At 55.6% G+C, this 25,743-nt stretch carries 18 protein-coding genes; 14 read left to right on the top strand and 4 right to left on the bottom strand.

Features of this window, described 5'->3' with window-relative positions; translation table 11 throughout:
- Nucleotides 1–341: 341 nt before the first annotated feature.
- Together aas and lplT are read left to right on the top strand one after the other, a co-directional pair.
- Nucleotides 342–2,501, top strand: a complete 2,160-nt coding sequence (gene aas / locus AAIG26_RS13890) for a bifunctional acyl-ACP--phospholipid O-acyltransferase/long-chain-fatty-acid--ACP ligase (protein WP_343180761.1) — start codon at nt 342–344, stop codon at nt 2,499–2,501.
- Entirely contained in the window at nt 2,494–3,687 is a 1,194-nt protein-coding gene (gene lplT, locus AAIG26_RS13885; RefSeq protein WP_343180760.1) for a lysophospholipid transporter LplT, read from the top strand. The genes aas and lplT overlap by 8 nt, the downstream gene beginning before the upstream one ends.
- Nucleotides 3,688–3,697: 10 nt before the next feature.
- Here lplT and AAIG26_RS13880 read toward each other — a convergent pair whose 3' ends face one another.
- The 4 genes from AAIG26_RS13880 to mutH all read right to left on the bottom strand — a co-directional run bounded on the left by AAIG26_RS13880 (nt 3,698) and on the right by mutH (nt 6,707).
- Entirely contained in the window at nt 3,698–4,738 is a 1,041-nt protein-coding gene (locus AAIG26_RS13880) for an NADP(H)-dependent aldo-keto reductase (RefSeq protein WP_020455058.1), read from the bottom strand.
- Nucleotides 4,739–4,867: 129 nt separating this feature from the next.
- Nucleotides 4,868–5,086 carry a lipoprotein YgdR gene (ygdR, locus tag AAIG26_RS13875; RefSeq protein ID WP_007370351.1) on the bottom strand — a complete coding sequence of 73 codons (219 nt, stop codon included), beginning with the start codon at nt 5,084–5,086 and terminating at the stop codon, nt 4,868–4,870.
- A 146-nt stretch (nt 5,087–5,232) separates the two neighbouring features.
- Nucleotides 5,233–5,946, bottom strand: coding sequence for a TerC family protein (locus AAIG26_RS13870; protein WP_020455057.1), 714 nt, complete (start codon nt 5,944–5,946; stop codon nt 5,233–5,235).
- 65 nt (nt 5,947–6,011) lie between these two features.
- Nucleotides 6,012–6,707 carry a DNA mismatch repair endonuclease MutH gene (mutH, locus tag AAIG26_RS13865; RefSeq protein WP_020455056.1) on the bottom strand — a complete coding sequence of 232 codons (696 nt, stop codon included), beginning with the start codon at nt 6,705–6,707 and terminating at the stop codon, nt 6,012–6,014.
- A 681-nt stretch (nt 6,708–7,388) separates the two neighbouring features.
- Between mutH and rppH the strand changes: the two genes are divergently transcribed.
- From rppH to recD, 12 genes are all read left to right on the top strand, one after another.
- Nucleotides 7,389–7,919: an RNA pyrophosphohydrolase gene (gene rppH, locus AAIG26_RS13860; protein ID WP_017457684.1), complete on the top strand. Its 531-nt coding sequence runs from the start codon at nt 7,389–7,391 to the stop codon at nt 7,917–7,919.
- A gap of 12 nt (nt 7,920–7,931) precedes the next feature.
- Nucleotides 7,932–10,178, top strand: coding sequence for a phosphoenolpyruvate--protein phosphotransferase (gene ptsP / locus AAIG26_RS13855; RefSeq protein WP_020455054.1), 2,247 nt, complete (start codon nt 7,932–7,934; stop codon nt 10,176–10,178).
- A 155-nt stretch (nt 10,179–10,333) separates the two neighbouring features.
- Entirely contained in the window at nt 10,334–11,209 is an 876-nt protein-coding gene (gene lgt / locus AAIG26_RS13850; RefSeq protein ID WP_045512476.1) for a prolipoprotein diacylglyceryl transferase, read from the top strand.
- 6 nt (nt 11,210–11,215) lie between these two features.
- Nucleotides 11,216–12,010, top strand: coding sequence for a thymidylate synthase (gene thyA, locus AAIG26_RS13845; protein WP_343180759.1), 795 nt, complete (start codon nt 11,216–11,218; stop codon nt 12,008–12,010).
- Between the two features lie 184 nt (nt 12,011–12,194).
- Nucleotides 12,195–12,656, top strand: a complete 462-nt coding sequence (locus AAIG26_RS13840; RefSeq protein WP_020455051.1) for a prepilin peptidase-dependent protein — start codon at nt 12,195–12,197, stop codon at nt 12,654–12,656.
- The gene (locus AAIG26_RS13835) at nt 12,650–13,213 is read left to right on the top strand and encodes a prepilin peptidase-dependent protein (protein WP_343180757.1); all 564 of its coding nucleotides are present in this window, start codon (nt 12,650–12,652) and stop codon (nt 13,211–13,213) included. Before AAIG26_RS13840 ends, AAIG26_RS13835 begins: the two co-directional genes overlap by 7 nt.
- Nucleotides 13,210–13,617 carry a DUF2509 family protein gene (locus tag AAIG26_RS13830; protein ID WP_269231826.1) on the top strand — a complete coding sequence of 136 codons (408 nt, stop codon included), beginning with the start codon at nt 13,210–13,212 and terminating at the stop codon, nt 13,615–13,617. The genes AAIG26_RS13835 and AAIG26_RS13830 overlap by 4 nt, the downstream gene beginning before the upstream one ends.
- Complete coding sequence (locus AAIG26_RS13825) at nt 13,602–13,925, top strand: prepilin-type N-terminal cleavage/methylation domain-containing protein (protein WP_045512468.1); 324 nt, start codon at nt 13,602–13,604, stop codon at nt 13,923–13,925. Before AAIG26_RS13830 ends, AAIG26_RS13825 begins: the two co-directional genes overlap by 16 nt.
- A gap of 12 nt (nt 13,926–13,937) precedes the next feature.
- Complete coding sequence (recC, locus tag AAIG26_RS13820; protein WP_343180755.1) at nt 13,938–17,309, top strand: exodeoxyribonuclease V subunit gamma; 3,372 nt, start codon at nt 13,938–13,940, stop codon at nt 17,307–17,309.
- A gap of 153 nt (nt 17,310–17,462) precedes the next feature.
- Nucleotides 17,463–20,363 carry a pitrilysin gene (gene ptrA / locus AAIG26_RS13815; protein ID WP_343180754.1) on the top strand — a complete coding sequence of 967 codons (2,901 nt, stop codon included), beginning with the start codon at nt 17,463–17,465 and terminating at the stop codon, nt 20,361–20,363.
- The gene (gene recB, locus AAIG26_RS13810) at nt 20,344–23,892 is read left to right on the top strand and encodes an exodeoxyribonuclease V subunit beta (protein WP_343180753.1); all 3,549 of its coding nucleotides are present in this window, start codon (nt 20,344–20,346) and stop codon (nt 23,890–23,892) included. The genes ptrA and recB overlap by 20 nt, the downstream gene beginning before the upstream one ends.
- Nucleotides 23,889–25,724: an exodeoxyribonuclease V subunit alpha gene (gene recD / locus AAIG26_RS13805; RefSeq protein WP_343180752.1), complete on the top strand. Its 1,836-nt coding sequence runs from the start codon at nt 23,889–23,891 to the stop codon at nt 25,722–25,724. The genes recB and recD overlap by 4 nt, the downstream gene beginning before the upstream one ends.
- Nucleotides 25,725–25,743 lie beyond the last annotated feature (19 nt).

The following is a 25,743-nucleotide window of genomic DNA, read 5'->3' as shown; positions in this document are numbered from 1 at the left end:
CGGCCCCCAGGGTTGCACACTCGAATTACACCAACCTGCGCAGATGCGCAGGTTTTTTTTTACCTTAAGTCTGTAACAGTAATCGCTAATGGACACACCTCGTTTCACTTCGGCTCACTCTCTTGCTTTTTCCCGCTGGTGAGGCGCGGTGCCGCACGCGACAATCAAGGTCCCAGAGGTATTGATTGGTGATTTATTCGGTACGCTTTTCGTACTCATTTCTTGCACCAACCTGCGCGGACGCGCAGGTTTTTTTTCGCCCGCGTTTTAACCCGCCGCACTTCTCATGTAATCTGCCACAATTTGATAACGTCCTTAATTTACTGGCAAAAGGAGTTGAAATGCTACTGGGCTTTTTCCGCGGCCTGTTCCGTGTGTTGTTTCGCGTACAACTGACCGGCAACACGCAGGCGCTGCACGGCGAACGTGTGCTTATTACCCCTAACCATGTCTCTTTTATTGATGGCATTTTGCTGGCGTTATTTCTGCCAGTACGCCCGGTTTTCGCGGTCTACACCTCCATCAGCACCCAGTGGTACATGCGCTGGATAAGCTCGATTATTGATTTTGTCCCGCTGGACCCGACCAAGCCGATGTCGATTAAACACCTGGTTCGGCTGGTGGAACAGGGGCGTCCGGTGGTGATTTTCCCGGAAGGGCGCATTTCGGTTTCCGGATCATTGATGAAAATTTACGACGGTGCGGGGTTTGTGGCGGCAAAATCGGGCGCGACGGTGGTTCCACTGCGTATCGATGGCGCGGAGCTAACCTACTTCAGCCGCCTGAAAGGGCTGGTAAAACAGCGCCTGTTCCCGCGCATTACCTTGCATATTCTGCCGCCAACAAATCTGCCGATGCCGGATGCGCCGCGTGCGCGTGACCGTCGCAAGCTGGCGGGCGAAATGCTGCATCAAATCATGATGGAAGCGCGCATGGCCGTGCGTCCGCGCGAAACCCTGTTCGAAGCGTTGCTTTCTGCGCAGTATCGCTATGGCGCCAATAAGCACTGTGTTGAAGACATCAATTTCACCCCGGATAGCTACCGCAAGCTGCTGACTAAATCGCTGTTTGTTGCCCGTATTCTGGATAAATACAGCGCGCCGGGCGAGAAAATCGGCCTGATGCTGCCAAACGCCGGGATCAGCGCGGCGGTGATTTTCGGCGCGATTGCGCGTGCGCGCATCCCGGCGATGATGAACTACACCGCCGGTGTCAAAGGGTTGAGTAGTGCGATTACGGCGGCGCAGATCAAAACCATCTTCACATCCCGTACGTTTATTGATAAAGGCAAGCTGTGGCACCTGCCGGAGCAGCTCACCCAGGTGCGCTGGGTGTACCTGGAAGATCTGAAAGGCGATGTCACCTGGGAAGACAAACTGTGGATTTTCCGCCATCTGCTGACGCCATTAAAAGCGCAGCTGCCGCAAAAACCGGAAGACCCGGCGCTGATCCTCTTCACCTCCGGTTCTGAGGGCAATCCGAAGGGGGTGGTGCATAGCCATAAAAGCCTGCTGGCGAACGTTGAGCAGATCAAAACCATCGCGGATTTCACCGCCAACGACCGCTTTATGTCGGCGCTGCCGCTGTTCCACTCGTTTGGCTTAACGGTGGGGTTACTCACTCCGTTATTCACCGGCGCGGAGGTGTTTCTTTACCCGAGCCCGCTGCACTACCGCATTGTTCCTGAACTGGTGTATGACCGTAACTGCACCGTGCTGTTTGGCACCTCGACGTTCCTTGGTAACTATGCACGTTTCGCCAACCCGTATGATTTCTTCCGCTTGCGCTATGTGGTTGCCGGTGCTGAAAAATTGCAGGACAGTACCCGTCAGTTGTGGCAGGACAAATTCGGCCTGCGCATTCTCGAAGGTTACGGCGTGACCGAGTGCGCGCCAGTGGTTTCCATCAACGTACCGATGGCGGCAAAACCCGGCACTGTCGGGCGGATCTTACCGGGGATGGATGCGCGTTTAATGGCGGTACCGGGCATTGAAGACGGCGGTCGTCTGCAATTAAAAGGGCCCAACGTGATGACCGGCTATCTGCGGGTGGAAAACCCTGGCGTGCTGGAAGCGCCAGCCGCGGAAAATATCAATGGCGACATGGAAGCGGGCTGGTATGACACCGGCGATATCGTGCGTTTTGATGAGCAGGGCTTTGTGCAGATTCAGGGGCGGGCGAAGCGTTTTGCCAAAATCGCCGGGGAGATGATCTCGCTGGAGATCGTCGAACAACTGGCGCTGGCGGTGTCGCCGGAGAAACTGCACGCCACGGTGGTCAAGAGCGATGCCAGCAAAGGCGAGGCGCTGGTGATGTTCACCACCGACAGCGAACTGACGCGCGATAAGCTGCAACAGCAGGCGCGGGCGCAGGGCGTGCCGGAGCTTGCCGTACCGCGCGATATTCGCTTCCTGAAACAACTGCCGGTGCTGGGCAGCGGCAAACCTGATTTTGTGACCCTGAAAAGCATGATTGAAGAGGCGGAATCGACACATGCATGAGTCAGTAAGCACTAACTCCTCGCTGTGGTCGCGCGGGATGATGGCGGTGATTGCCGCGCAATTTCTCTCGGCGTTTGGCGACAACGCGCTGCTGTTCGCCACGCTGGCGCTGCTGAAAGCGGAGTTTTATCCCGACTGGAGCCAGCCGATTTTGCAGATGGTGTTTGTGGGCGCTTACATTCTTTTCGCGCCCTTTGTCGGGCAGGTCGCCGACAGCTTCGCCAAGGGGCGGGTGATGATGTTTGCCAACGGCCTGAAACTGATTGGCGCGGCGAGTATTTGCGTCGGCATCAATCCCTTTGTTGGCTATTTGCTGGTAGGTGTGGGCGCGGCAGCCTATTCCCCGGCGAAGTACGGCATCCTTGGCGAAATCACGACCGGCGATAAGCTGGTGAAAGCGAATGGTCTGATGGAGTCGTCGACCATTGCTGCCATTTTACTCGGCTCAATGGCTGGCGGTGTGCTGGCCGACTGGCATGTGCTGGCGGCGCTTGCTGTTTGTGCGCTGGTGTATGCCGGAGCGGTGATCGCCAATCTGCTGATCCCGAAGTTGCCTGCTGCGCGTTCGGGGCAATCCTGGCGCTTTACACCGATGACATCCAGCTTCTTCAACGCCTGTAAAAGCCTGTGGCGCAACGGTGAAACGCGCTTCTCACTGGTCGGCACCAGCCTGTTCTGGGGCGCAGGCGTGACGCTGCGTTTCCTGTTGGTGCTGTGGGTGCCGGTGGCGCTCGGGATCACCGATAACGCGACACCAACGTATCTTAACGCGATGGTCGCCGTGGGGATTGTTGCCGGTGCCGGGCTGGCGGCGAAGCTGGTGACGCTGGAAACCGTGGCGCGATGTATGCCTGCCGGCATTCTCATTGGCGTGGCGGTGGTGCTGTTTTCCTTGCAACACGCGTTACTGCCAGCCTACGGCGTACTGATGTTGATCGGCATGTTGGGCGGTTTCTTTGTGGTGCCGCTGAATGCGCTGTTGCAAGCCATTGGCAAAGAATCCGTTGGCGCGGGTAACGCGATTGCGGTGCAGAACCTCGGCGAAAACATGGCCATGCTGCTGATGCTCGGTCTGTACTCGCTGGCGGTGAAAGCGGGTGTGCCGGTAATTGGCACCGGCGTTGGCTTTGGCGTGATTTTCGCGCTGGCGATTGCGGCGCTGTGGATCTGGCAGCGCCGCCGTTAACCGTTAACCGTTACGGTGCCGGGTAGGTGTAAACCTGATGCACCGCTTCGATCTCAGCCAGCACCTCTGCGCTGAGATCGAGATGCAAACTTTCCACGTTGGTTTTCAGTTGCTCCATCGTCGTCGCGCCCAGCAGGGTGCTGGCGACGAAGGGCTGACGCCGCACGAAAGCCAGCGCCATTTGCGCCGGATCCAGATTGTGGCGCTTCGCAATATCCACATACGCCGCGACTGCTTTTTGCGCCTGCTCACCGCTGTAACGCGTAAAGCGGCTAAACAGTGTGTTGCGCGCGCCAGCGGGTTTCGCTCCGTTGAGATATTTGCCGGTTAGCGTCCCAAACGCCAGGCAGGAGTATGCGAGCAGCTCGACGCCTTCATACTGGCTCACTTCCGCCAGACCCACTTCAAAGCTGCGGTTTAACAGGCTGTACGGGTTCTGAATTGTCACGATGCGTGGCAATTCATGCTTCTCGGCCAGTTGCAGATAACGCATCACGCCAAACGCCGTTTCGTTGGATACGCCGATATAGCGGATTTTCCCGGCGCGCTGGCACTCGGTCAGCGCCTCCAGTGTTTCCAGTAGCGTCACGACCGGCGCGCTATCAACCCAGCTGTAACCCAGCTTGCCAAAGCAGTTGGTCGGGCGCTGCGGCCAGTGTACCTGGTAAAGATCGAGATAATCGGTTTGCAGGCGCTTTAAGCTATCGTCCAGTGCCACGCGGATGTTTTTGCGATCCAGCGCCTGGTTCGGGCGAATACCGCTGTCGTTGTTACGGCTTGGGCCGCTGACTTTGGAGGCGATAACCAGTTTTTCACGGTTGCCGCGTTTCGCCAGCCAGTTGCCGACATAGGTTTCCGTCAAACCCTGCGTTTCCGGACGTGGCGGAACAGGGTACATCTCTGCAACGTCAATCAGGTTGATGCCTTGGCTGACGGCGTAATCGAGCTGTGCATGGGCGTCGGCTTCGCTGTTTTGTTCACCAAACGTCATAGTGCCCAGCCCCAGGGTGCTTATTTCAAGCGAACTGTGGGGGATACGGTGATACTGCATAGCCGGCTTCCTTAAAAGTACAACGTCAGTTGACCTGACAAAGGAATATAAACATGGCAGAGGGGAGGAAAAAGGGAAAGAGAAAAATCAAATAAAGGCCAGCAGGTGACTGACCTTTATAGCAATTTCTTAGCGTTCAATAATCTGGGATACGTCATCGCGGTTAATCTGCATCTTATTGCCCTGCTGATCGCGGTAGCTGACCAGCCCGGTATCATCGTCAATTTCCGGTTTACCGTCCGTCAGGATCATCCTGCCGTCTTTTGTCGCCATCACGTAATCACTGCTGCATCCGGAAACGGCGAAAGCCAACCCCACTGCGGAAATAATCACTGCCCATTTCTTCATCATTCTGATCCTCTGGTGGCATGCGTCTGACAACAAGTTTAGTAATAACTTGCTGTCTGGAGACGAAAAAGCAGGATAATCTGAAAAAAGTTGTTAAAGGCAGATCAAAGATAAAAAACGCTTCCCCGGTTGAGGAAGCGTTTTGTTTACAGCGGATTCTTCTTATTTCGCATCAGGTTGAGCGTTTCAACCGCAATGGAGAAGAACATGGCGAAGTAGATGTAACCTTTCGGCACATGAATGGAGACGCTTTCCAGAATCAGCGTAAAGCCAACGAGGATCAAAAACGACAGCGCCAGCATTTTGACCGACGGGTGGCGGTCAACAAACTCGCCAATCGGACGCGCGGCAAACATCATCACGCCAACGGCGATAACCACTGCCGCCATCATAATAAACAGATGATCGGACAGCCCCACCGCGGTGATCACCGAGTCGAGACTGAAGATAATATCCAGCAGCATAATCTGCACAATCGCGCCAAAGAACGAATGCACATTGGTCTTCAATCCTTCCTCTTCGCCTTCGATCGATTCGTGGATCTCTTTACTCGCTTTCCAGATAAGGAACAGACCGCCGAGGAACAAGATCAAATCGCGGGCCGAAACGCTGTGATCAAACACGCTGAACAGCGGGTGTGTCAGTCTTGTCACCCAGGCAATGGATGCCAGCAGTAACAGCCGCATGATCATTGCCGCAGCCAGACCTAACCGACGAGCGTGATTACGCTGCGCGGTAGGCAGTTTCGCGACCACCAGCGAGAGGAAAATAATATTGTCGATCCCTAAAACGATCTCCAGCAGCGTCAGCGTACCGAGCGCGAGCCAGGCGTTGGGATCGGTTATCCATGCAAATAGCATCTCTATAAAGTCCTGCCAAAAAAAGAAGCGCTAATTATAAGCGTCGCTGTGGAGTAGGCAAAAAATTAATAGGGTGAGAGCAAAAAATGGCGCGCCAGCAGTGCGCCGGTGAAGTTCTTTTTCAGGTAAAAACCGCGCGGCAGCGTGAGAATGGTTTCGCCATGTTCGCCAATGGCTTCGGTTAGCGCTTTACTGTTGGCCGCCTTCGGGCGCAGTTGCAGCACTTCGCCGTGACGGGCGGTAATGCGGGTGACCTGGCCTAACACAATCAAATCCATCAACTCTTCCCAATCGAGCCGTAACTGCTGTTCTTCTTCTGCATTGGGACTCCAGAGCAACGGCGAACCGACGCGGCGATCCGCGACCGGGATCTCGCGTGAACCTTCAATCGGAATCCATAAGACGCGCTTGAGCTTATGCCGCACATGGCTGGTTTCCCACACGACGCCGCTGTTGCCGGTAAGAGGGGCCACGCAAACAAACGTGGTCTCCAGCGGGCGTCCCTGGTTATCCACCGGTATGGTTTTTAGCTCAACGCCCAGCGCGGCAAAATCCTGCTCGGGCTTACTGCCTGCGCTGGCGCCGAGCCACAGCTCCAGCAGAACCCCCGTCCAGCCTTTATCACGCTTTAAATCGCGCGGAACGGGCAAGCCTGCCAGCGTGGCCAGTTCGCCGAGCGTGTAGCCCGCCAGGCGCTGCGCCTGGGCCAGCAATTGCGCTTCTGATTCAGGCGGTGAAGTGAAAGGAGCCAACGCGAACATGTTAAAAACCTTTTGTCTAAAAAATAACCGCTAGTTTTGCACCGTAGCCAGGCAGTGTACCTTTTTCTGTCCTTCGTGAGCAACTGGATGATTTATAAAGGAATTTAACGAGGGTTTTGATGAGTTGCGCAACTGTGCGCCGGGTTTTCCAAATCTGGTCACTGACAATAAACAGGATCTTACACCATGTTATCCACAGAAAAGTGGGATAACTGGGGAAAAGTGCCACTACTGTTTCGATTTACAGCCTTGACGTGCGATGAAAATCGAAATTCTGCACAAAATGTGCCTAACTTATTGGCATAATCTGTGGATAAATTCGGCTCTGTTCGATCTTTCATCAGCGCCAGGATCCTTAAGGTGATGATCGTCACATTATGGGGCTGTTATCGGTTGAAAAGCTATTTAACTGCATGAATTGCTGTATGTTATTTCTTTGGTGTAAAACGGGGCTATTCAGACTGTTCCGGGTTTTCCCTGGGTAATTCCATACTTTTTCACAACTCTATCCACAGAAAAGGTGAATAAAAACCGTCGTCAGCATCGCTTTCTGTTTATAACTTTGATGATTACTGTGAGTTATTCAAATGTTATTCGTTCGTATCCCTGTCATAGAGTGGTTTACCGTTTTCCGGGAGTGTGAAACAATCGCTTTATTCAGACTTTTTTTGAGGTAGTCCGGTGATTGATGACGATGGCTACCGCCCAAATGTGGGAATCGTAATCTGTAATCGACAAGGTCAGGTCATGTGGGCCAGACGCTTTGGACAGCACTCATGGCAGTTCCCCCAAGGGGGTATTAACCCTGGCGAGTCCCCGGAACAAGCAATGTACCGGGAACTGTTCGAGGAAGTGGGCTTAAGTCGTAAAGATGTTCGTATCCTTGCTTCTACGCGTAACTGGTTGCGTTACAAGTTACCGAAACGTTTGGTGCGTTGGGACACAAAGCCGGTTTGTATCGGCCAGAAACAAAAATGGTTTCTTTTGCAGTTGATAGGTAACGACAGTGAGATCAACATGCAGACCAGTAGTACGCCCGAATTTGATGGCTGGCGTTGGGTGAGCTACTGGTATCCTGTTCGCCAGGTAGTGTCGTTTAAACGCGATGTCTACCGGCGGGTGATGAAAGAGTTTGCAAGCGCGGTGATGTCGCTTCAGGAAACGCCTCCGAAGCCGCAAAGCGCGCCTGCCTGGCGACGTAAACGAGGTTAAGCCACCCATATTATGCTCACCCGACTGCGAGAAATAGTTGAGAAAGTCGCCAGCGCGCCACGCCTTAATGAAGCGCTGGAAATATTGGTTACCGACGTTTGTCTGGCGATGGAAACCGAAGTGTGCTCGGTCTATCTCGCAGATCACGACCGGCGTTGTTATTACCTGATGGCGACGCGCGGTTTAAAAAAGCCGCGTGGTCGCACCGTCACGCTCGCATTCGATCAAGGGATTGTCGGTCTGGTAGGCAGGCTGGCGGAACCCATCAACCTGGCGGATGCACAAAAACACCCCAGTTTTAAATATATTCCCGCTGTAAAAGAAGAGCGCTTTCGCGCTTTTCTTGGCGTACCTATTATTCAGCGCCGCCAGTTGCTTGGTGTGCTGGTGGTACAACAGCGTGAGCTACGCCAGTACGATGAAAGCGAAGAGTCCTTTCTGGTTACGCTCGCCACCCAGATGGCGGCCATTCTCTCCCAGTCACAATTAAACGCGCTGTTTGGCCAGTATCGGCAGACGCGAATTCGCGCCTTACCGGCAGCACCTGGTGTTGCTATCGCTGAAGGTTGGGTTGACGAAACGCTGCCGTTAATGGAGCAGGTTTATCCGGCTTCGACGCTTGATACCTCGCTTGAGCGCGAAAGGCTCACGGCGGCTCTGGAAGAGGCCGCCAACGAATTTCGCCGTTACAGCAAACGTTTCGCCGCCGGGGCGCAAAAAGAGACGGCGGCAATTTTCGATCTCTATTCGCACCTGCTTTCCGACGCGCGCCTGCGCCGTGATCTGTTTGAGGAAGTCGACAGGGGCGTGGTGGCGGAATGGGCGGTTAAAACCGTTATTGAGCGTTTTGCCGAACAGTTCGCTGCGCTCAGCGATGGCTACCTGAAAGAGCGTTCAGGGGATTTGCGCACGCTGGGCCAGCGTTTGTTATTCCACCTCGATGACTCTATTTCGGGGCCAAACAGCTGGCCGGAGCGCTTTATCCTGGTTGCCGAGGAACTCTCCGCCACCACACTTGCAGAGCTGCCGCACGACAGGCTGGCGGGCGTGGTGGTGCGCGATGGCGCGTCAAACTCGCATGCGGCAATTATGGTGCGTGCGCTTGGCATCCCGACGGTAATGGGGGCAGATATCCAGCCCGCCGTGCTGCAACGTCGCATGTTGGTGGTGGACGGTTATCGCGGTGAGTTGTTGGTGGATCCTGAACCGGTGCTGTTGCAGGAATACCAGCGCCTTATCAGTGAAGAGAATGAACTCAGCCGCCTTGCCGAAGATGATGTGAACCTGGCCGCGCAGCTTAAAAGCGGCGAGCGGGTGAAGGTGATGCTGAACGCGGGTTTAAGCCCGGAACATGAAGAGAAACTGGGCAGCCGCATTGACGGTATTGGGCTTTATCGCACCGAAATCCCGTTTATGTTGCAAAGTGGTTTCCCGTCCGAAGAGGAACAGGTGGCGCAATACCAGGGCATGTTGCAGATGTTTAACGACAAGCCCGTGACGCTGCGTACGCTGGATGTCGGCGCGGATAAGCAACTGCCCTATATGCCCATCAGCGAAGAGAACCCCTGCCTTGGCTGGCGCGGTATTCGGATTACCCTCGACCAGCCGGAAATCTTCCTGGTGCAGGTGCGCGCCATGCTGCGCGCCAATGCGGCTACCGGGAATCTCAGCATTCTGTTGCCGATGATCACCAGCATCGACGAAATCGATGAAGCGCGCAGACTGATTGAACGCGCCGGTCGTGAAGTCGAAGAGATGATTGGTTACGCCATTCCTAAACCGCGTATCGGGGTGATGCTGGAAGTGCCGTCAATGGTGTTTATGTTGTCGCACCTGGCGAACCGCGTCGATTTTATCTCGGTTGGTACCAACGACCTGACGCAATACATCCTGGCCGTCGATCGTAACAATACCCGTGTAGCAAATATGTACGACAGCTTGCACCCGGCGGTGCTGCGGGCGCTGGCGATGATTGCCAGTGAAGCAGAACGCTTAGGCATTGATATCCGTTTGTGCGGCGAAATGGCCGGTGATCCGATGTGCGTCGCCGTGCTTATTGGTCTGGGATACCGCCATCTTTCCATGAACGGACGCTCAGTAGCGCGCATTAAATATTTGCTGCGGCGCATTGACTGTGAAGAGGCGCAAACGCTGGCGAGACGTACGCTGGATGCGCAACTGGCAACAGAAGTGCGTCATCAAATTGCCGCATTTATGGAACGCCGTGGGCTGGGCGGCCTGATTCGCGGCGGAATTTAGCTGGCTCAGGGATATACATAACTTTTACAACTTCGCCGCCACCCGCTCGCGGTGCCTTATGCTATGATTCGCAGCTTTGGAGCGGCCAGCAATTGCGGTCGCGTAGGTGAACCGCTGTCCACTTTCGGCGGAATAACAACAAGTTGTGGTGACAGATGAACAGTGGCTATCTGCATTTTCCGGACTTTGATCCGGTGATTTTTTCCATTGGACCGGTTTCTCTCCACTGGTACGGATTAATGTACCTGGTGGGCTTCGTTTTTGCGATGTGGCTGGCAACGCGCCGGGCGAATCGTCCGGGCAGTGGCTGGACAAAAAACGAAGTTGAAAACCTGCTTTACGCGGGCTTTCTCGGTGTTTTCCTCGGCGGCCGTCTCGGCTATGTGCTGTTCTACAACTTCCCGGTTTTCCTGGACGATCCGCTTTATCTGTTCCGCGTATGGGACGGGGGCATGTCTTTCCACGGCGGTTTGATTGGCGTGATTGTGGTGATGATTATCTTCGCCAGACGCACCAAACGCAGCTTCTTCCAGGTTTCTGATTTTATTGCGCCGCTGATCCCGTTTGGCCTTGGCGCAGGGCGCCTGGGTAACTTTATCAACGGTGAGCTGTGGGGACGTGTTGATCCGTCATTCCCCTATACCATGCTGTTCCCTGGCTCACGCGCGGAAGATATGGCGTTGCTGCCTTCACATCCGGAGTGGCAATCGCTTTTTGATACTTACGGCATGTTGCCGCGCCATATGTCTCAGCTTTACGAGCTGGCGCTGGAAGGCATTGTGCTGTTTATCATCCTTAACTTGTTTATTCGCAAACCTCGCCCGACGGGCGCGGTCTCCGGCTTGTTCCTGATTGGCTACGGCGCGTTCCGTATCATCGTTGAGTTCTTCCGCCAGCCCGACGCGCAGTTTACCGGCGAGTGGGTGCAATACATCAGCATGGGGCAGATCCTCTCCATTCCGATGATCGTTGCAGGCGCAATCATGATGATTTGGGCGTACCGCCATCGTTCGCCGCAACACGTTTCCTGAGGAACCATGAAACAGTATTTAGAATTGATGCAAAAGGTGCTGAATGAAGGCACCCCGAAAAACGACCGCACCGGGACAGGCACGCTGTCTATTTTTGGCCATCAGATGCGTTTTAATCTGCAGGACGGCTTTCCGCTGGTGACCACCAAGCGCTGCCATTTGCGTTCAATTATTCATGAGCTGCTGTGGTTCCTGCAGGGCGACACCAATATTGTCTATCTGCGCGAAAACAAAGTCACCATCTGGGACGAATGGGCCGACGAAGAGGGCAATCTTGGCCCGGTTTACGGCAAACAGTGGCGCGCGTGGCCTACGCCTGACGGCCGCCATATCGACCAGATCACAACAGTGATTAACCAGCTGAAAAACGACCCGGATTCACGCCGCATTATTGTCTCCGCGTGGAACGTGGGTGAGCTGGACAAAATGGCGCTGGCCCCTTGCCACGCGTTCTTCCAGTTCTACGTGGCGGACGGCAAGCTCTCCTGCCAGCTCTACCAACGCTCCTGCGACGTGTTCCTTGGTCTGCCATTCAACATCGCCAGCTATGCGCTGCTGGTGCATATGATGGCTCAGCAGTGCGATCTGCAACCGGGCGATTTTGTCTGGACCGGTGGCGACACCCACCTTTACATCAATCACCTGGAACAAACGCGTCTGCAATTAAGCCGTGAACCGCGCGCGCTGCCGAAACTGGTTATCAAACGTAAGCCTGAGTCGCTTTTTGACTACCGTTTCGAAGACTTCGAAATCGAAGGTTACGATCCGCATCCGGCCATCAAAGCGCCTGTCGCTATCTGACTTCTACCAACATGTCATAACCGGTGCGGCAACGTACCGGTTTTTTTTACCCGATAATCGTTTCTTCGGCCCTGCTTCCACCCCGCCTGCAACTCACTGCAACATAGTGCATTTCTTTCGTGCTGCCTCGTAACCTCTCTGTTTGTACCTCGACCTAAATGCGTAGTGAGGACACACTGCCGCCATGAAAAAAGAAGATGGCTTCACCCTGATTGAAACCCTCGTTGCAATGGTGCTGATAGTTATCCTGAGCGGAGCGGGAATCTCTGGCTGGCAGAGTTGGCAGGCGCAGCAGCGGTTGTGGCAAACCGCGTTGCAGGTGCGGCATTTGCTTGAGCGTCTGCGCGATGATGCCAACTGGCACAACCGTTCACAGCTGGTATATGGCATTCGTGACGGCGAACACTGGTGCCTGGTGAATTCGCCGTCGCAAAACTGCGCTGCACAGAATGCTTTCTCACTGCAGCCTCGCTGGCCTGACGTCACGCTGGTTGATGTGACACCTTCGCTGGGGTTCTTTGGGCTGCGCAACACTGCCTGGCCCGGCAGTATTCGGCTACGTAGCAGTGCAGGGGAGTGGCGGGTAGTGGTATCAGCATGGGGGCGGATCAGAATGTGTCAGCCATCAGCGGAGAATCTATGTTAGACAGGCAAAAAGGGTTTTCACTGTTGGAAACCGTGCTGGCGATGGCAATTGGCAGCGTGCTGTTACTGGAGTCTGCCCGTTTTTTACCGGCGCTACAGCTGGCGGTAACGCAGCACACCCGTATCCAGACGGTGGAAGACGATCTCTGGCTGCAACTGCGCGGCATCGCAAAACATCTCCAGCGAGCGGGATATTGCAATGGTAGCTGTAGCGGCCAGCCGCTGGTTATCAATAGCACTGGCGACTGTGTTATTGCTCAGTGGGACGCCAACAGCAATGGACGCTGGGAGTCATCGGGAAGCAGCGAACCGGAACAAACCGGCTTTCGGCTGCAAAGTGGTGCGCTGGAAATCATGCGCGGAGCCACATCCTGCAGTGGCCGGGGCTGGGAAAAAATCACCGATCCTGCCCAAATGAGTATTGAGCGTTTTCATGTCGCTCAGCATCAGAGACCGGGGTTTGCACCACAGCTTGCGATCACGCTCTCGGCTCGTGTTCCGGGCAATGCCGGGCAACCCTTTACCGCTGATTTAAGCGTGATCGGGTACAACTTATGAACCGGCAACGAGGGATGTCGTCACTGGCGCTGGTTTTGCTGTTATTGCTGTTGGGGAGCCTGATGTTGCACGGCTTAAACCTGCAATTGAGCAGCCATATCTGGCGCGTGAACAATGAAAATCAGGGGATACGTAATGCTGCGGAAATTGCTTCAGCCATGGAGTGGGCGCGTCATCAAACCTGGCCTGCCCAGCCCGCGCTACAGTGCCAGCAAAGCGCCGGGCAAAATGTTCGAAGCTGCTTACGCATTTTCACCGATGGGGCCGCGCTGCTGATTGTCGCAAATGCTGAAGCTGCGCTGTGGCATCTGGGGCGCGTGGAGGGGGCGCAGGTACGTTTTTTGCCCCATGGCTGGAGTGATTTTTGTCCACTAAAAGAGGAAGCGCTATGCCGGTCGCCGTAAACAAACAACGGGGTTTTAGCCTTACCGAAGTTCTGCTGGCTATGGTGTTAATGGTGATGGTTGTTACCGCGCTTGGCGGTTATCATCGTGCGCTGGCCTCGGGGTTTGTATCCACCAGCCAGTGGCGACAGCTATGGCGCTACGCCTGGGAACAGGCGCAACCAGAAGTATCATCGTTACCGCCAGGCTGGCAGGTTCAGCGGGGGCAGACAACCACCGGGGGATGTGTCAGCATCAACGTTACCGTTAGTTCGCCAGCGGGCAGGCAGGGGCAAATGACGCGATTATTTTGCCCGAACAGTCAGTAGTCAGGAGCGCTTATGTTAAGGGTCTACCACTCCAATCGTCTGGATGTGCTGGAAGCATTGATGGAGTTTATTGTTGAGCATAACAGGCTCGACGATCCCTTTGAGCCAGAAGTGGTGCTGGTGCAGAGCACCGGCATGGCGCAATGGCTGCAAATGACGCTCGCGCAGAAGTTTAGTATTGCCGCCAATATTACCTTCCCGCTACCTGCGAGTTTTATCTGGGAAATGTTCGTCACCGTACTGGACGGCATTCCGAAAGAGAGCGCATTTAACAAACAGAGTATGAGCTGGAAGCTGATGTCGCTATTGCCCGACATGCTGGAGCAAGATGCGTTCACCATGCTGCGCCATTATCTGAATGACGACGATGACAAGCGTAAACTCTTCCAGCTCTCTTCACGCGTGGCGGATCTCTACGATCAATATCTGGTTTACCGCCCGGAATGGCTAACACGATGGGAAGCGGGTGAACAGATCGACGGGCTGGATGAAGCGCAGCGCTGGCAAGCACCGCTATGGCGTGCATTGGTGGAACATACCGCGGCGCTGGGGCAGCCACACTGGCATCGTGCCAACCTCTACCAGCGTTTTATCGATAAGCTTGAATCGGCTGAGCAGCGGCCCGCCGGTTTGCCTTCGCGCGTCTTTATTTGTGGGATTTCCGCGCTGCCGCCCATTTATTTGCAAGCGCTTCAGGCGCTGGGTAAGCATATTGATGTCCATCTTTTGTTTACGAATCCCTGCCGTTACTACTGGGGCGACATTAAAGATCCGGCGTTTCTGGCGAAACTGATCACCCGTAATCGTCGGCATCACCGGGAAAACCGACAGTTTCCGCTGTTCCGTGATACGCAAAATGCCGAAGGTCTGTTCAATGCCGATGGCGAGCAGGATGTTGGTAACCCTTTGCTGGCTTCATGGGGCAAGCTGGGACGGGACAACATTTTCCTGCTGGCGGGCATGGAGCGCTATGAAGAGCTGGATGCTTTCGTCGACATTACGCCCGGCTCGCTGCTGCAAAATCTGAAGTACGACATCCTGGAACTGCAAAATGGTGCGGTGGCGGGCGTAACGGCAGAAGAGTTTTCCCGCAGTGATAAAAAACGTCTGCTTGATCCCAACGATCGCAGCGTAACGGTGCATATCTGCCACAGCCCGCAGCGAGAAGTAGAGATCCTGCATGACCGGCTGCTTACGATGCTGGAAGAGGATCCTGAACTGACGCCTCGCGATATCGTGGTCATGGTCGCCGATATCGACAGCTACAGCCCGTATATTCAGGCGGTTTTCGGGAGCGCCACTGGTGAGCGTTATCTTCCCTATGCTATTTCCGACCGCCGCGCGCGGCAGGCTCATCCGGCGCTGCAGGCCTTTCTCAGTTTGCTCTCCCTGCCGGACAGCCGCTTTGTGAGTGAAGATGTGCTGGCGCTGCTGGATGTTCCGGTGCTGGCGGCGCGTTTCAACATCAATGAAGAGGGGCTGCGTTACCTGCGTTTATGGGTCAATGAGTCCGGCATTCGCTGGGGAATGGACGACGACAACGTTCGCGAGCTTGAATTACCCCCGACCGGGCAGCACACCTGGCAATTTGGCCTGACGCGAATGCTGCTCGGTTATGCGATGGAAAGCCGCCAGGGTGAGTGGCAGTCGATTTTACCGTATGACGAATCCAGCGGGCTTATCGCCGAGTTAGTTGGCCACCTGGCGGAGCTGTTGATGCAGCTTAATATCTGGCGTCGCGGCTTGTCTGAGGCGCGACCGCTGGAAGAGTGGCTCCCGGTTTGCCGCGACATGCTTAATGACTTTTTCATGCCAGACCAGGATACAGAAGCCGCGCTGGCGCTGATTGAACAGCAGTGGCAGGACATTATCGCGCAGGGTATTGGTGCAAATTACCACGACGCGATCCCGCTTTCGCTACTGCGTGACGAGCTGGCTCAGCGCCTCGATCAGGAACGTATCAGTCAGCGTTTCCTCGCAGGGCCTGTGAATATCTGCACCCTGATGCCGATGCGCTCTATTCCGTTTAAAGTGGTCTGCTTGCTGGGCATGAACGATGGTGTCTACCCGCGCGCACTGCCTCCGCTGGGGTTTGACCTGATGAGCCAGAAACCGCAGCGAGGCGACCGCAGCCGTCGGGATGATGACCGCTACTTGTTCCTCGAAGCGCTTAACTCAGCGCAACAGCAGCTCTATATCAGCTATATCGGCCGGTCTATCCAGGATAACAAAGAGCGTTTTCCCTCGGTGTTGGTACAGGAACTGGTGGATTACATTGGGCAGAGCCACTACTTGCCAGGCGATGCCTTGCTTAATTGCGATGAAAGCGAGCAGCGGGTAAAGGCACATATTACGCATCTGCATACGCGTATGCCGTTTGATCCGGCAAACTATACGGCTGATGAGTGGCAAAGTTATGTCCGCGACTGGCTACCTGCCGCGAGTTCGCAGGGGCAGGCGCATGCCGAGTTTATTCAATCGCTGGATGACGTGCCGCTTGAAACGCTCACATTTGATCAGCTCCAGCGTTTTTGGGCGCATCCGGTGCGCGCTTTTTTCCAGATGCGCCTGCGCGTTAATTTCCGCCCGGAAGAGAGTGAAATCCCGGATGCAGAGCCGTTTATCCTTGATGGCCTCAGCCGTTACCAACTCAATCAGGAGATATTAAATACGCTGGTTGAAGAGCAAGACGCAGAGAAGCTGTTTCGCCGCTACCGCGCGGCTGGCGTACTGCCTTATGGGGCGTTTGGCGAAATCATCTGGGAAACCCAATGTCAGGAGATGCAGGAGCTGGCTGACCGCGTTATTGAATATCGCCAGCCTTCTGACAGCCTTGAAATTGACTTACATTGTGCAGGCGTTCATCTCACCGGATGGCTGCCGCGTGTGCAGCCAGACGGGCTATTGCGCTGGCGTCCGGCCTTGTTGAGCGTTTCGCAAGGCCTGCAACTTTGGCTGGAACATCTTGTCTATTGTGCCAGCGGTGGCACCGGCACCAGCCGCTTGTTCGTGCGCAAAGAGGGTAAATGGTGTTTTCCCCCGCTACCCGCTGATAAGGCGCGGGAATATCTGGCAACGCTGATTGAAGGTTATCGGGAAGGCATGGTTAAACCGCTCCTGCTATTGCCGGAAAGCGGCGGCGCATGGATAAAAGTCTGTTATGACGCGGCAAATGATGCCATGTTAAAGGACGAAGAGACGTTACAAAAAGCGCAGAGTAAATTCCTGCAGGCGTACGAAGGCAACATGGTGGTGCGCGGTGAAGGCGATGATGTCTGGTATCAGCGCCTGTGGCGAACCCTTGAACCTGAGTACTACGCTGAAATTACCAAACAAGCGCAGCGTTTTCTGTTACCGCTTTATCGACACAACCAGTCCGATTGATTGTATAAAAATTGCGCGAAATGGTTGCATCCATTATCATGCGCGACGGTCACGGACTGATATAACAAGAGTGCTGGCTCAGCCAGCACAGGTTTACCCGGCTTTCTCCATTCTCCCTGGGCGAGCCGGAAAAGTTAATGATGAGGTTCGTGAATGCCCCGCAGCACCTGGTTCAAAGCTTTCGTCCTGTTTTTTGCCCTCTGGGCTTCATTCAGTCAGGCAGACAACGGTTGGCAACCTGTTCAGGAAACTATCCGTAAGAGCGACAAAGATACCCGGCAATATCAGGCGATACGCCTTGATAACGGCATGGTTGTGTTGCTGGTGTCCGACGCGCAGGCGGTAAAATCGCTCTCCGCGCTGGTGGTGCCGGTCGGCTCGCTTGAAGATCCGGATGCGCATCCCGGCCTTGCTCACTATCTTGAGCACATGACACTGATGGGTTCCAAAAAATACCCTCAGCCCGATAGCCTGGCCGAATTCCTGAAACTGCATGGCGGCAGCCACAATGCCAGCACCGCGCCTTATCGCACCGCTTATTATCTGGAAGTGGAGAACAATGCGCTGGAAGGGGCTGTTGATCGCTTAGCCGATGCCATTGCCGCCCCCATGCTGGATAAAAAATATGGTGAACGTGAGCGCAACGCGGTCAACGCCGAGCTGACAATGGCCCGCACGCGTGACGGTATGCGTATGGCGCAGGTCAGCGCGGAAACCATCAATCCGGCGCACCCCGGCGCGCGCTTCTCCGGCGGTAATCTCGAAACCCTCAGCGATAAGCCGGGCAGCCCTGTTCATGCCGCGCTGCTGGCATTTCGCGATAAATACTATTCGGCCAACCTGATGAAAGCGGTGATCTACAGTAACCGCCCATTAGCGGATCTGGCGAAAATTGCTGTCGAAACGTATGGCCGTGTGCCGAATAAGAATATCGACAAGCCGGACATCACGGTTCCCGTGGTGACCGATGCGCAGAAAGGCATCATTATCCATTATGTCCCGGCGGTGCCGCGTAAAGTGCTGCGTGTGGAATTTCGTATCGATAACAATACCGCCGCTTTTCGCAGTAAAACGGACGAGCTTATAACCTACTTAATTGGTAACCGCAGCCCGGGCACGCTCTCGGACTGGCTGCAAAGTCAGGGGTTGGTAGAAGGTATTCGCGGTGATTCCGATCCGGTAGTGAACGGCAACAGTGGCGTGCTCGCCATCTCTGCAACGTTGACCGATAAAGGCCAGGCCAATCGTGATGAAGTCGTGGCTGCTATTTTCAGCTATCTGCAACTGCTGCGCGAAAAAGGCGTTGATAAACGCTATTTCGACGAGCTGGCACATATTCTCGATCTCGATTTCCGCTATCCCTCTATTACCCGCGATATGGATTACGTCGAGTGGCTGGCGGATACCATGATCCGCGTACCTGTCGCCCATACGCTGGATTCGGTGAACATTGCCGATCGGTTCGATGCCAAAGCGGTACAGGCGCGTCTTGATGAGATGACGCCGCAAAATGCGCGTATCTGGTACATCAGCCCGGATGAACCACACAATAAAACGGCCTATTTTGTTGAAGCGCCTTACCAGGTGAATAAAATCACGCCGGAAACCTATGCCGACTGGCAGACGCGCCGGAGCCGTATTGCGCTGAAATTCCCGGAGTTAAATCCCTATATTCCCGATGACTTCTCGCTGATAAAACCGGCGAAGCAGTACGAACACCCTGAATTGATTGTCGATGAGCCGACGCTGCGCGTGGTGTATATGCCAAGCCAGTATTTCGCCAATGAGCCCAAAGCGGATGTCAGCGTGGTGCTGCGTAACCCGCAGGCGATGGATAGCGCAAAAAACCAGGTGATATTTGCCCTTAATGATTATCTGGCGGGGCTGGCACTCGATCAGCTCAGCAATCAGGCGGCGGTCGGTGGCATCAGTTTTTCCACCAACGCCAATAACGGGTTGATGCTCAACGCCAACGGTTATACCCAGCGTTTGCCGCAGCTTTTCCAGGCACTGCTGGCGGGTTATTTCAGCTATACGCCGACGGAAGAACAGCTTGCCCAGGCCAAATCCTGGTATGCGCAGATGATGGATTCTGCCGAAAAAGGTAAAGCGTTCGATCAGGCAATTATGCCGATCCAGATGTTGTCACAGGTGCCTTATTTCCAGCGTGAAGAGCGTCGCGCACTGCTGCCGTCTATTACCTTGCAGGATATTTTGCACTACCGCGATGCGCTGAAAGATAATGCGCGTCCGGAATTCCTGGTGGTGGGTAACCTGAGCGAACAGCAGACGAAAGACCTCGCTCATGACGTGCAAAAACAGCTTGGCGCTAACGGTACGGTGTGGTGCCGAAACCAGAACGTCGTGGTGGACAAGCAGCAGAATGTGAGCTTTGAAAAAGCGGGCAACAGTACGGACTCCGCACTCGCGGCGGTGTTCGTACCTACCGGTTTTGATGAGTTCAGCAGTTCGGCATACAGCGCGATGTTAGGGCAAATCGTGCAGCCGTGGTTCTATAACCAACTGCGTACAGAAGAACAACTGGGTTATGCCGTGTTCGCCTTCCCTATGAGCGTAGGTCGCCAGTGGGGTATGGGGTTCTTGTTGCAAAGCAATGATAAGCAGCCAGCCTATCTCTGGGAGCGCTACAAGGCTTTCTTCCCCACCGCAGAAGCGAAATTACGGGCAATGAAGCCGGAAGAGTTTGCGCAGCTTCAGCAGGGCGTCATCGCGCAACTTACGCAAGCGCCGCAAACGTTAGGTGAAGAAGCTTCCAAACTCAGCAAAGATTTTGATCGTGGCAATATGCGCTTCGATTCGCGTGATAAAGTAGTCGCTCAGATAAAACTGCTGACGCCGCAAAAACTTGCCGATTTCTTCCATCAGGCGGTGGTAGAGCCGCAAGGTATGGCGATCCTGTCGCAGATCTCCGGTAGCCAGAGCGGTAAAGCAGATTATGCCCGCCCGCAAGGCTGGAAGGTCTGGGATAGCACCAGCGCGTTGCAGCAAACCTTACCGAAGATGACCGAGAAAGATGAGAGAAACGACCGCTGAGACCCTTGATCCCCTGCGCTTGCCGCTCACCGGCGAGCGCCTGATTGAAGCCTCGGCGGGTACCGGTAAAACCTTTACCATTGCCGCGCTCTATTTGCGGCTGCTATTAGGGTTAGGCAGCAGCGCCGCCTACCCGCGCCCACTCAGCGTTGAAGAACTACTGGTGGTGACTTTCACCGAGGCCGCGACAGAAGAGCTGCGCGGCCGCATTCGCAGTAACATCCATGAGTTGCGCATTGCTTGCCTGCGCGAAACGAGCGATAACCCGCTGTACGCACGCCTGCTGGACGAGATTGCCGATAAGCAACAGGCGGCGCAGTGGCTGCTGCTGGCAGAGCGGCAAATGGACGAAGCGGCAATCTTTACGATCCACGGTTTTTGCCAGCGCATGCTGAGCCTCAATGCCTTCGAATCCGGCATGCTGTTTGAACTGCAACTGCTGGAAGATGAGTCGCTGCTGCGTTACCAGGCCTGTGCGGATTTCTGGCGTCGTCACTGCTACCCGCTAGCGCGTGAAATTGCTGAAGTTATCCATGCTTCGTGGAAAGGACCGCAGGATCTGCTGAAAGCGATCGATCGTTATCTGCAAGGGGAAGCGCCGCAAATTAAAACGCCGCCCGCAGCAGACGAAACGCTGGCCTCGCGCCATCAGCAAATTATTGCGCAGATTGGTGAGGTGAAGCGTCAGTGGAGCGCTTGCGTCAATGAAATCGAGCCACTGCTCGAAAACTCCGGTATTGACCGACGTAAATTTAACCGTGGCAACCAGGCGAAATGGATCGAGAAAATCTCCACCTGGGCGCAGGAAGAGACCCGCAGTTACCTGTTGCCGGACGCGCTGGAAAAATTCACTCAGTCCTTTCTTACTGAACGCACAAAACCTGACGGCGTTGTGCCAGAACACCCGCTTTTCGTCGCCATTGAAAACTTGCTGGCGCAGTCATTGACGCTTAACGATCTGGTGCTGACCAGCGCGATGCGTGAGATTCGTGAAACGGTGGCAAAAGAGAAACGTCGGCGCGGCGAACTGGGCTTTGATGACATGCTCAGCCGCCTTGATGATGCCCTGCGAAGCCCGAGCGGCGAAGCGTTGGCCGCGGCAATCCGCACCCGTTTCCCGGTTGCGATGATCGATGAGTTTCAGGATACCGACCCGCAGCAGTACCGTATTTTTAGCCGCATCTGGTTGAAACAGCCGGATTGCGGTTTATTGCTGATTGGCGATCCAAAGCAGGCCATTTACGCATTTCGCGGCGCGGATATTTTCACGTATATGAAAGCGCGCGATGAAGTGAGTGCCCGCTATACGCTGGATACCAACTGGCGCTCGTCGCCTGGCATGATTGCCAGCGTCAACCAGCTCTTCAGCCGGATGGACGACGCTTTCATGTTCCGTCAGATCCCGTTCCAGCCGGTAAAACCCGCCGCCAAAAACGCAGGTTTACGTTTTGCGTATCAGGGGGAAACACAGCCAGCGATGAAGCTGTGGCTGATGGAGGGCGACGGCGTAAGCGTCGGGGATTATCAGGGATTTATGGCGCAGTTATGCGCAGCGCAAATCCGCGACTGGCTGAGCGCCGGGCTGCGGGGCGAAGCGCTGCTGTATGAAGGGGAAAACGCGCGGCCGGTAAAAGCCTCGGATATTACCGTGCTGGTGCGCAGCCGCCATGAAGCCTCACTTATTCGCGATGCGCTGACGTTACTGAATATTCCGTCTGTGTATCTTTCCAACCGCGACAGCGTTTTTGAAACACCTGAAGCGCAGGAGTTGCTGTGGCTATTGCAGGCGGTGCTGGCGCCGGAGCGCGAAAGTACGCTGCGCAGTGCGCTGGCGACCTCCTTGCTGGGGCTTACTGCGCTGGATATTGATGCGCTCAACCAGAATGAGCTGGCGTGGGATGAGATTGTTGAAGAGTTTTCTGGCTATCGCGAGCTGTGGCAAAAACGCGGTGTGATGGCGATGTTGCGCAGACTGATGAGTGCGCGACAAGTGGCGGAAAACTTGCTGGCGACCCCCGGCGGTGAACGACGGCTGACGGATATCCTGCACATCAGCGAGTTGTTGCAGGAGGCGGGGACGCAACTGGAAAGTGAACACGCACTTACCCGCTGGCTGGCGCAGCGTATTGCCGAGCCGAACGCTAATGCATCAAGCGAGCAATTGCGGCTGGAGAGCGATAAACACCTCGTGCAGATTGTCACCATCCACAAATCGAAAGGGCTGGAGTATCCGCTGGTCTGGCTGCCGTTTATCGCCAATTTCCGCATTCAGGATCAGGGCTTTTACCACGATCGTGACTCCTTTGCCGCCGTGCTCGATCTCAGCCATGCCGAAGAGAGTGTCGCGCTGGCGGAAGCAGAGCGTCTGGCCGAAGACCTGCGTTTGCTGTACGTGGCGTTGACGCGTTCTGTCTGGCATTGCAGCCTGGGGGTTGCCCCGCTGTTTCGTCGCCGTGGCGAAAAAGCCGGAGCCAGTGATTTTCACCAGAGCGCGCTGGGGCGGCTTTTGCAGAAAGGCGAAGCGCTGGATGCCGCCGCGTTGCGTAACGTTTTGCAGCAACTGTGCAATGACGATATTGCCCTTTGCATTCCTTCTCTGCCGGACGCCGGGCGCTGGCAGCTACCGCAAACGGAACCACCGACGCTGAGCGTGCGTGAAATCACGCGGCGCATCAGCGATGACTGGCGTGTCACCAGCTATTCCGGATTGCAGCAGCGTGCTCATGGCATCGCTCAGGATCTGCTGCCGCGTCTGGATATTGACGCAGCCGGAGAGCGAGAAGCGTTGCAGGAGCCGGTATTAACGCCGCATCAGTTTCCGCGCGGCGCGGCACCGGGGACATTTTTGCACAGCTTGTTTGAGGATCTGGATTTTACGCAGCCGATAGCTGACACCTGGGTTGCAGAGAAACTACTGGCGGGCGGTTACGAAGCACACTGGCAGCCGGTGCTAAGCCGCTGGCTGGAAACCGTGCTGCATGTGCCGCTGGCGCAAACAGGCATCTCGCTGAGCCAGCTGACGAACAAAGAAAAACAGGTGGAGATGGAGTTTTACCTGCCGATTAGCGCCACGCTGAGCGCGGAGGCGCTGGATGAACTTATCCGGCGTTATGATCCGCTCTCGGCTGGCTGCCCGCCGCTCGATTTCCGCGATGTGCGCGGCATGTTGAAAGGCTTTATCGACCTGGTGTTTCGCCACAACGGGCGCTATTACCTGCTGGATTACAAATCCAACTGGCTGGGCGAGAGCGCAGAAGCCTATACGCAAGCAGCCATGGCGGCGGCGATGCAGTCGCACCGTTATGACTTGCAGTACCAGCTTTACAGCCTGGCATTGCACCGCTTTTTGCGTCATCGCATTACAGGGTATGACTACGAACGCCATTTCGGCGGCGTGATTTATCTGTTCCTGCGTGGCGTGGATGCGCAAAACCCACAACAGGGGATTTTCACTATCCGGCCTGATGTTGAATTAATTACACAAATGGACGACCTGTTCGCAGGCGTTGCGCCGGAGGTTGCGCCATGAGTATGCAAAGTTTGCTACAGGAAGCGGTGGAGCAGAAGTTGCTGCGTGCGCTGGATGTGCAGTTTGCGCTGACGGTCGCCACGGAACAGGAACCCGCCGTGATGCTGGCTGCAGCGCTGCTCAGCCATGATACTGGTGAAGGGCACGTATGCCTGCCGCTCGCGCGTCTTACGCCTGAGACATACGGTAACGACTCACCGCTGTTTAGCGAGTTATTCGCCCTCGCGGGCAACCCGGATGACTGGCGTAACGTCTTGCTGCGTTCGCCCGCAGTGAGCGAATGTGAAGCCGCGACGCCGATGATCCTCACCGATTCTCGCCTCTACCTGAACCGCATGTGGTGTCATGAGCGGCGGGTTGCCGCGTTTTTTGCCGCACAAGCGCCACTGCAGGATGTTGATGAAACGCGAATGGAGCAGACGCTGGAGACGCTATTTCCCTCCTCGTCGGAAACTGAAATCAACTGGCAAAAAGTGGCCGCTGCCGTGGCGCTTACGCGGCGGATTTCGGTGATTTCCGGTGGTCCAGGAACCGGCAAAACCACAACCGTGGCGAAACTGCTTGCCGCGCTGGTGCAGATGGTGGACGGCGACAAGTGCCGAATTTGCCTTGCCGCGCCAACCGGTAAAGCTGCCGCGCGCCTGACCGAATCGCTGGGCAGTGCGCTACGCCAGTTGCAACTGGATGCCCGACAAAAAGCGATGTTGCCGGATGAAGCCAGCACGCTGCACCGGTTGCTTGGCGCGCAGCCCGGCAGCCAGCGCATGCGTCACCATGCGGGTAACCCGTTGCATCTGGATGTGCTGGTCGTCGATGAAGCATCAATGATCGACTTACCCATGATGTCCCGCTTGATTGATGCGCTGCCTTCACGCGCCCGGGTCATTTTCCTCGGCGATCGCGATCAACTGGCCTCGGTGGAGGCCGGCGCGGTGCTGGGCGATATCTGCGCGTGGGTCAATGCCGGGTATAGCGCTGAACGCGCAGCGCAATTGTCGCGTCTGACGGGCGCTCAGGTTCCCGAAGGTATCGCCGAGGCAGGCAGCTTGCGCGATAGTCTCTGTTTGCTGCAAAAAAGCTACCGCTTTGGCAGTGATTCCGGGATTGGCCAGCTCGCCGCCGCCGTCAACCGGGGCGATAAACGCGCGATGCAAGCGGTATTCAGCCAGGGCTTTGCGGACATTGAGCGTAAACCCCTGAACAGCGCGGAAGAGTATCAGGGCATGATTGACGATGCGCTGGCGGGTTACGCGCGCTTTCTCTCATTGGTGCGAAGCCACGCCGGGCCGAAAGAGGTGATTGCCGCCTTTGGCGAATATCAGCTGCTCTGCGCCTTGCGTGAAGGGCCGTTTGGCGTCAGCGGGCTGAATGAGCGGCTTGAACTGGCGCTGGTTCGTCAGCACCAGATTACCCGGCTGGCGCATTCGCGCTGGTATCACGGGCGACCGGTAATGATTTCGCGTAACGATTCGGCGCTGGGGTTGTTTAACGGCGATATCGGCATCGCGCTGGATCAAGGGCAGGGGATCCGCGTCTGGTTCCCGATGCCGGACGGTGAAATCAAACCGGTATTGCCAAGCCGTTTGCCGGAGCATGACACCGCGTGGGCGATGACGGTGCATAAATCGCAGGGGTCGGAGTTTGATCATGCCGCGCTGATCCTTCCGGGGCAGATTGCACCGGTGGTGACGCGTGAACTGGTTTATACCGCGATTACTCGCGCCCGTAATCGCTTGTCGGTGTATGCCGACGAACGCGTGCTGGGGCAGGCGATCGCGACGCGCACTGAACGGCGCAGCGGGCTGGATTCACTCTTTCGTTCCTGGATGTAAAAAGCCCCCGCAGAAGGCG

Origin of the sequence: Kosakonia sp. PSU_27 (assembly GCF_039409795.1) — a bacterium.
Lineage (GTDB): Bacteria > Pseudomonadota > Gammaproteobacteria > Enterobacterales > Enterobacteriaceae > Kosakonia.
This window is presented reverse-complemented; position numbering and strand designations above follow the sequence as displayed.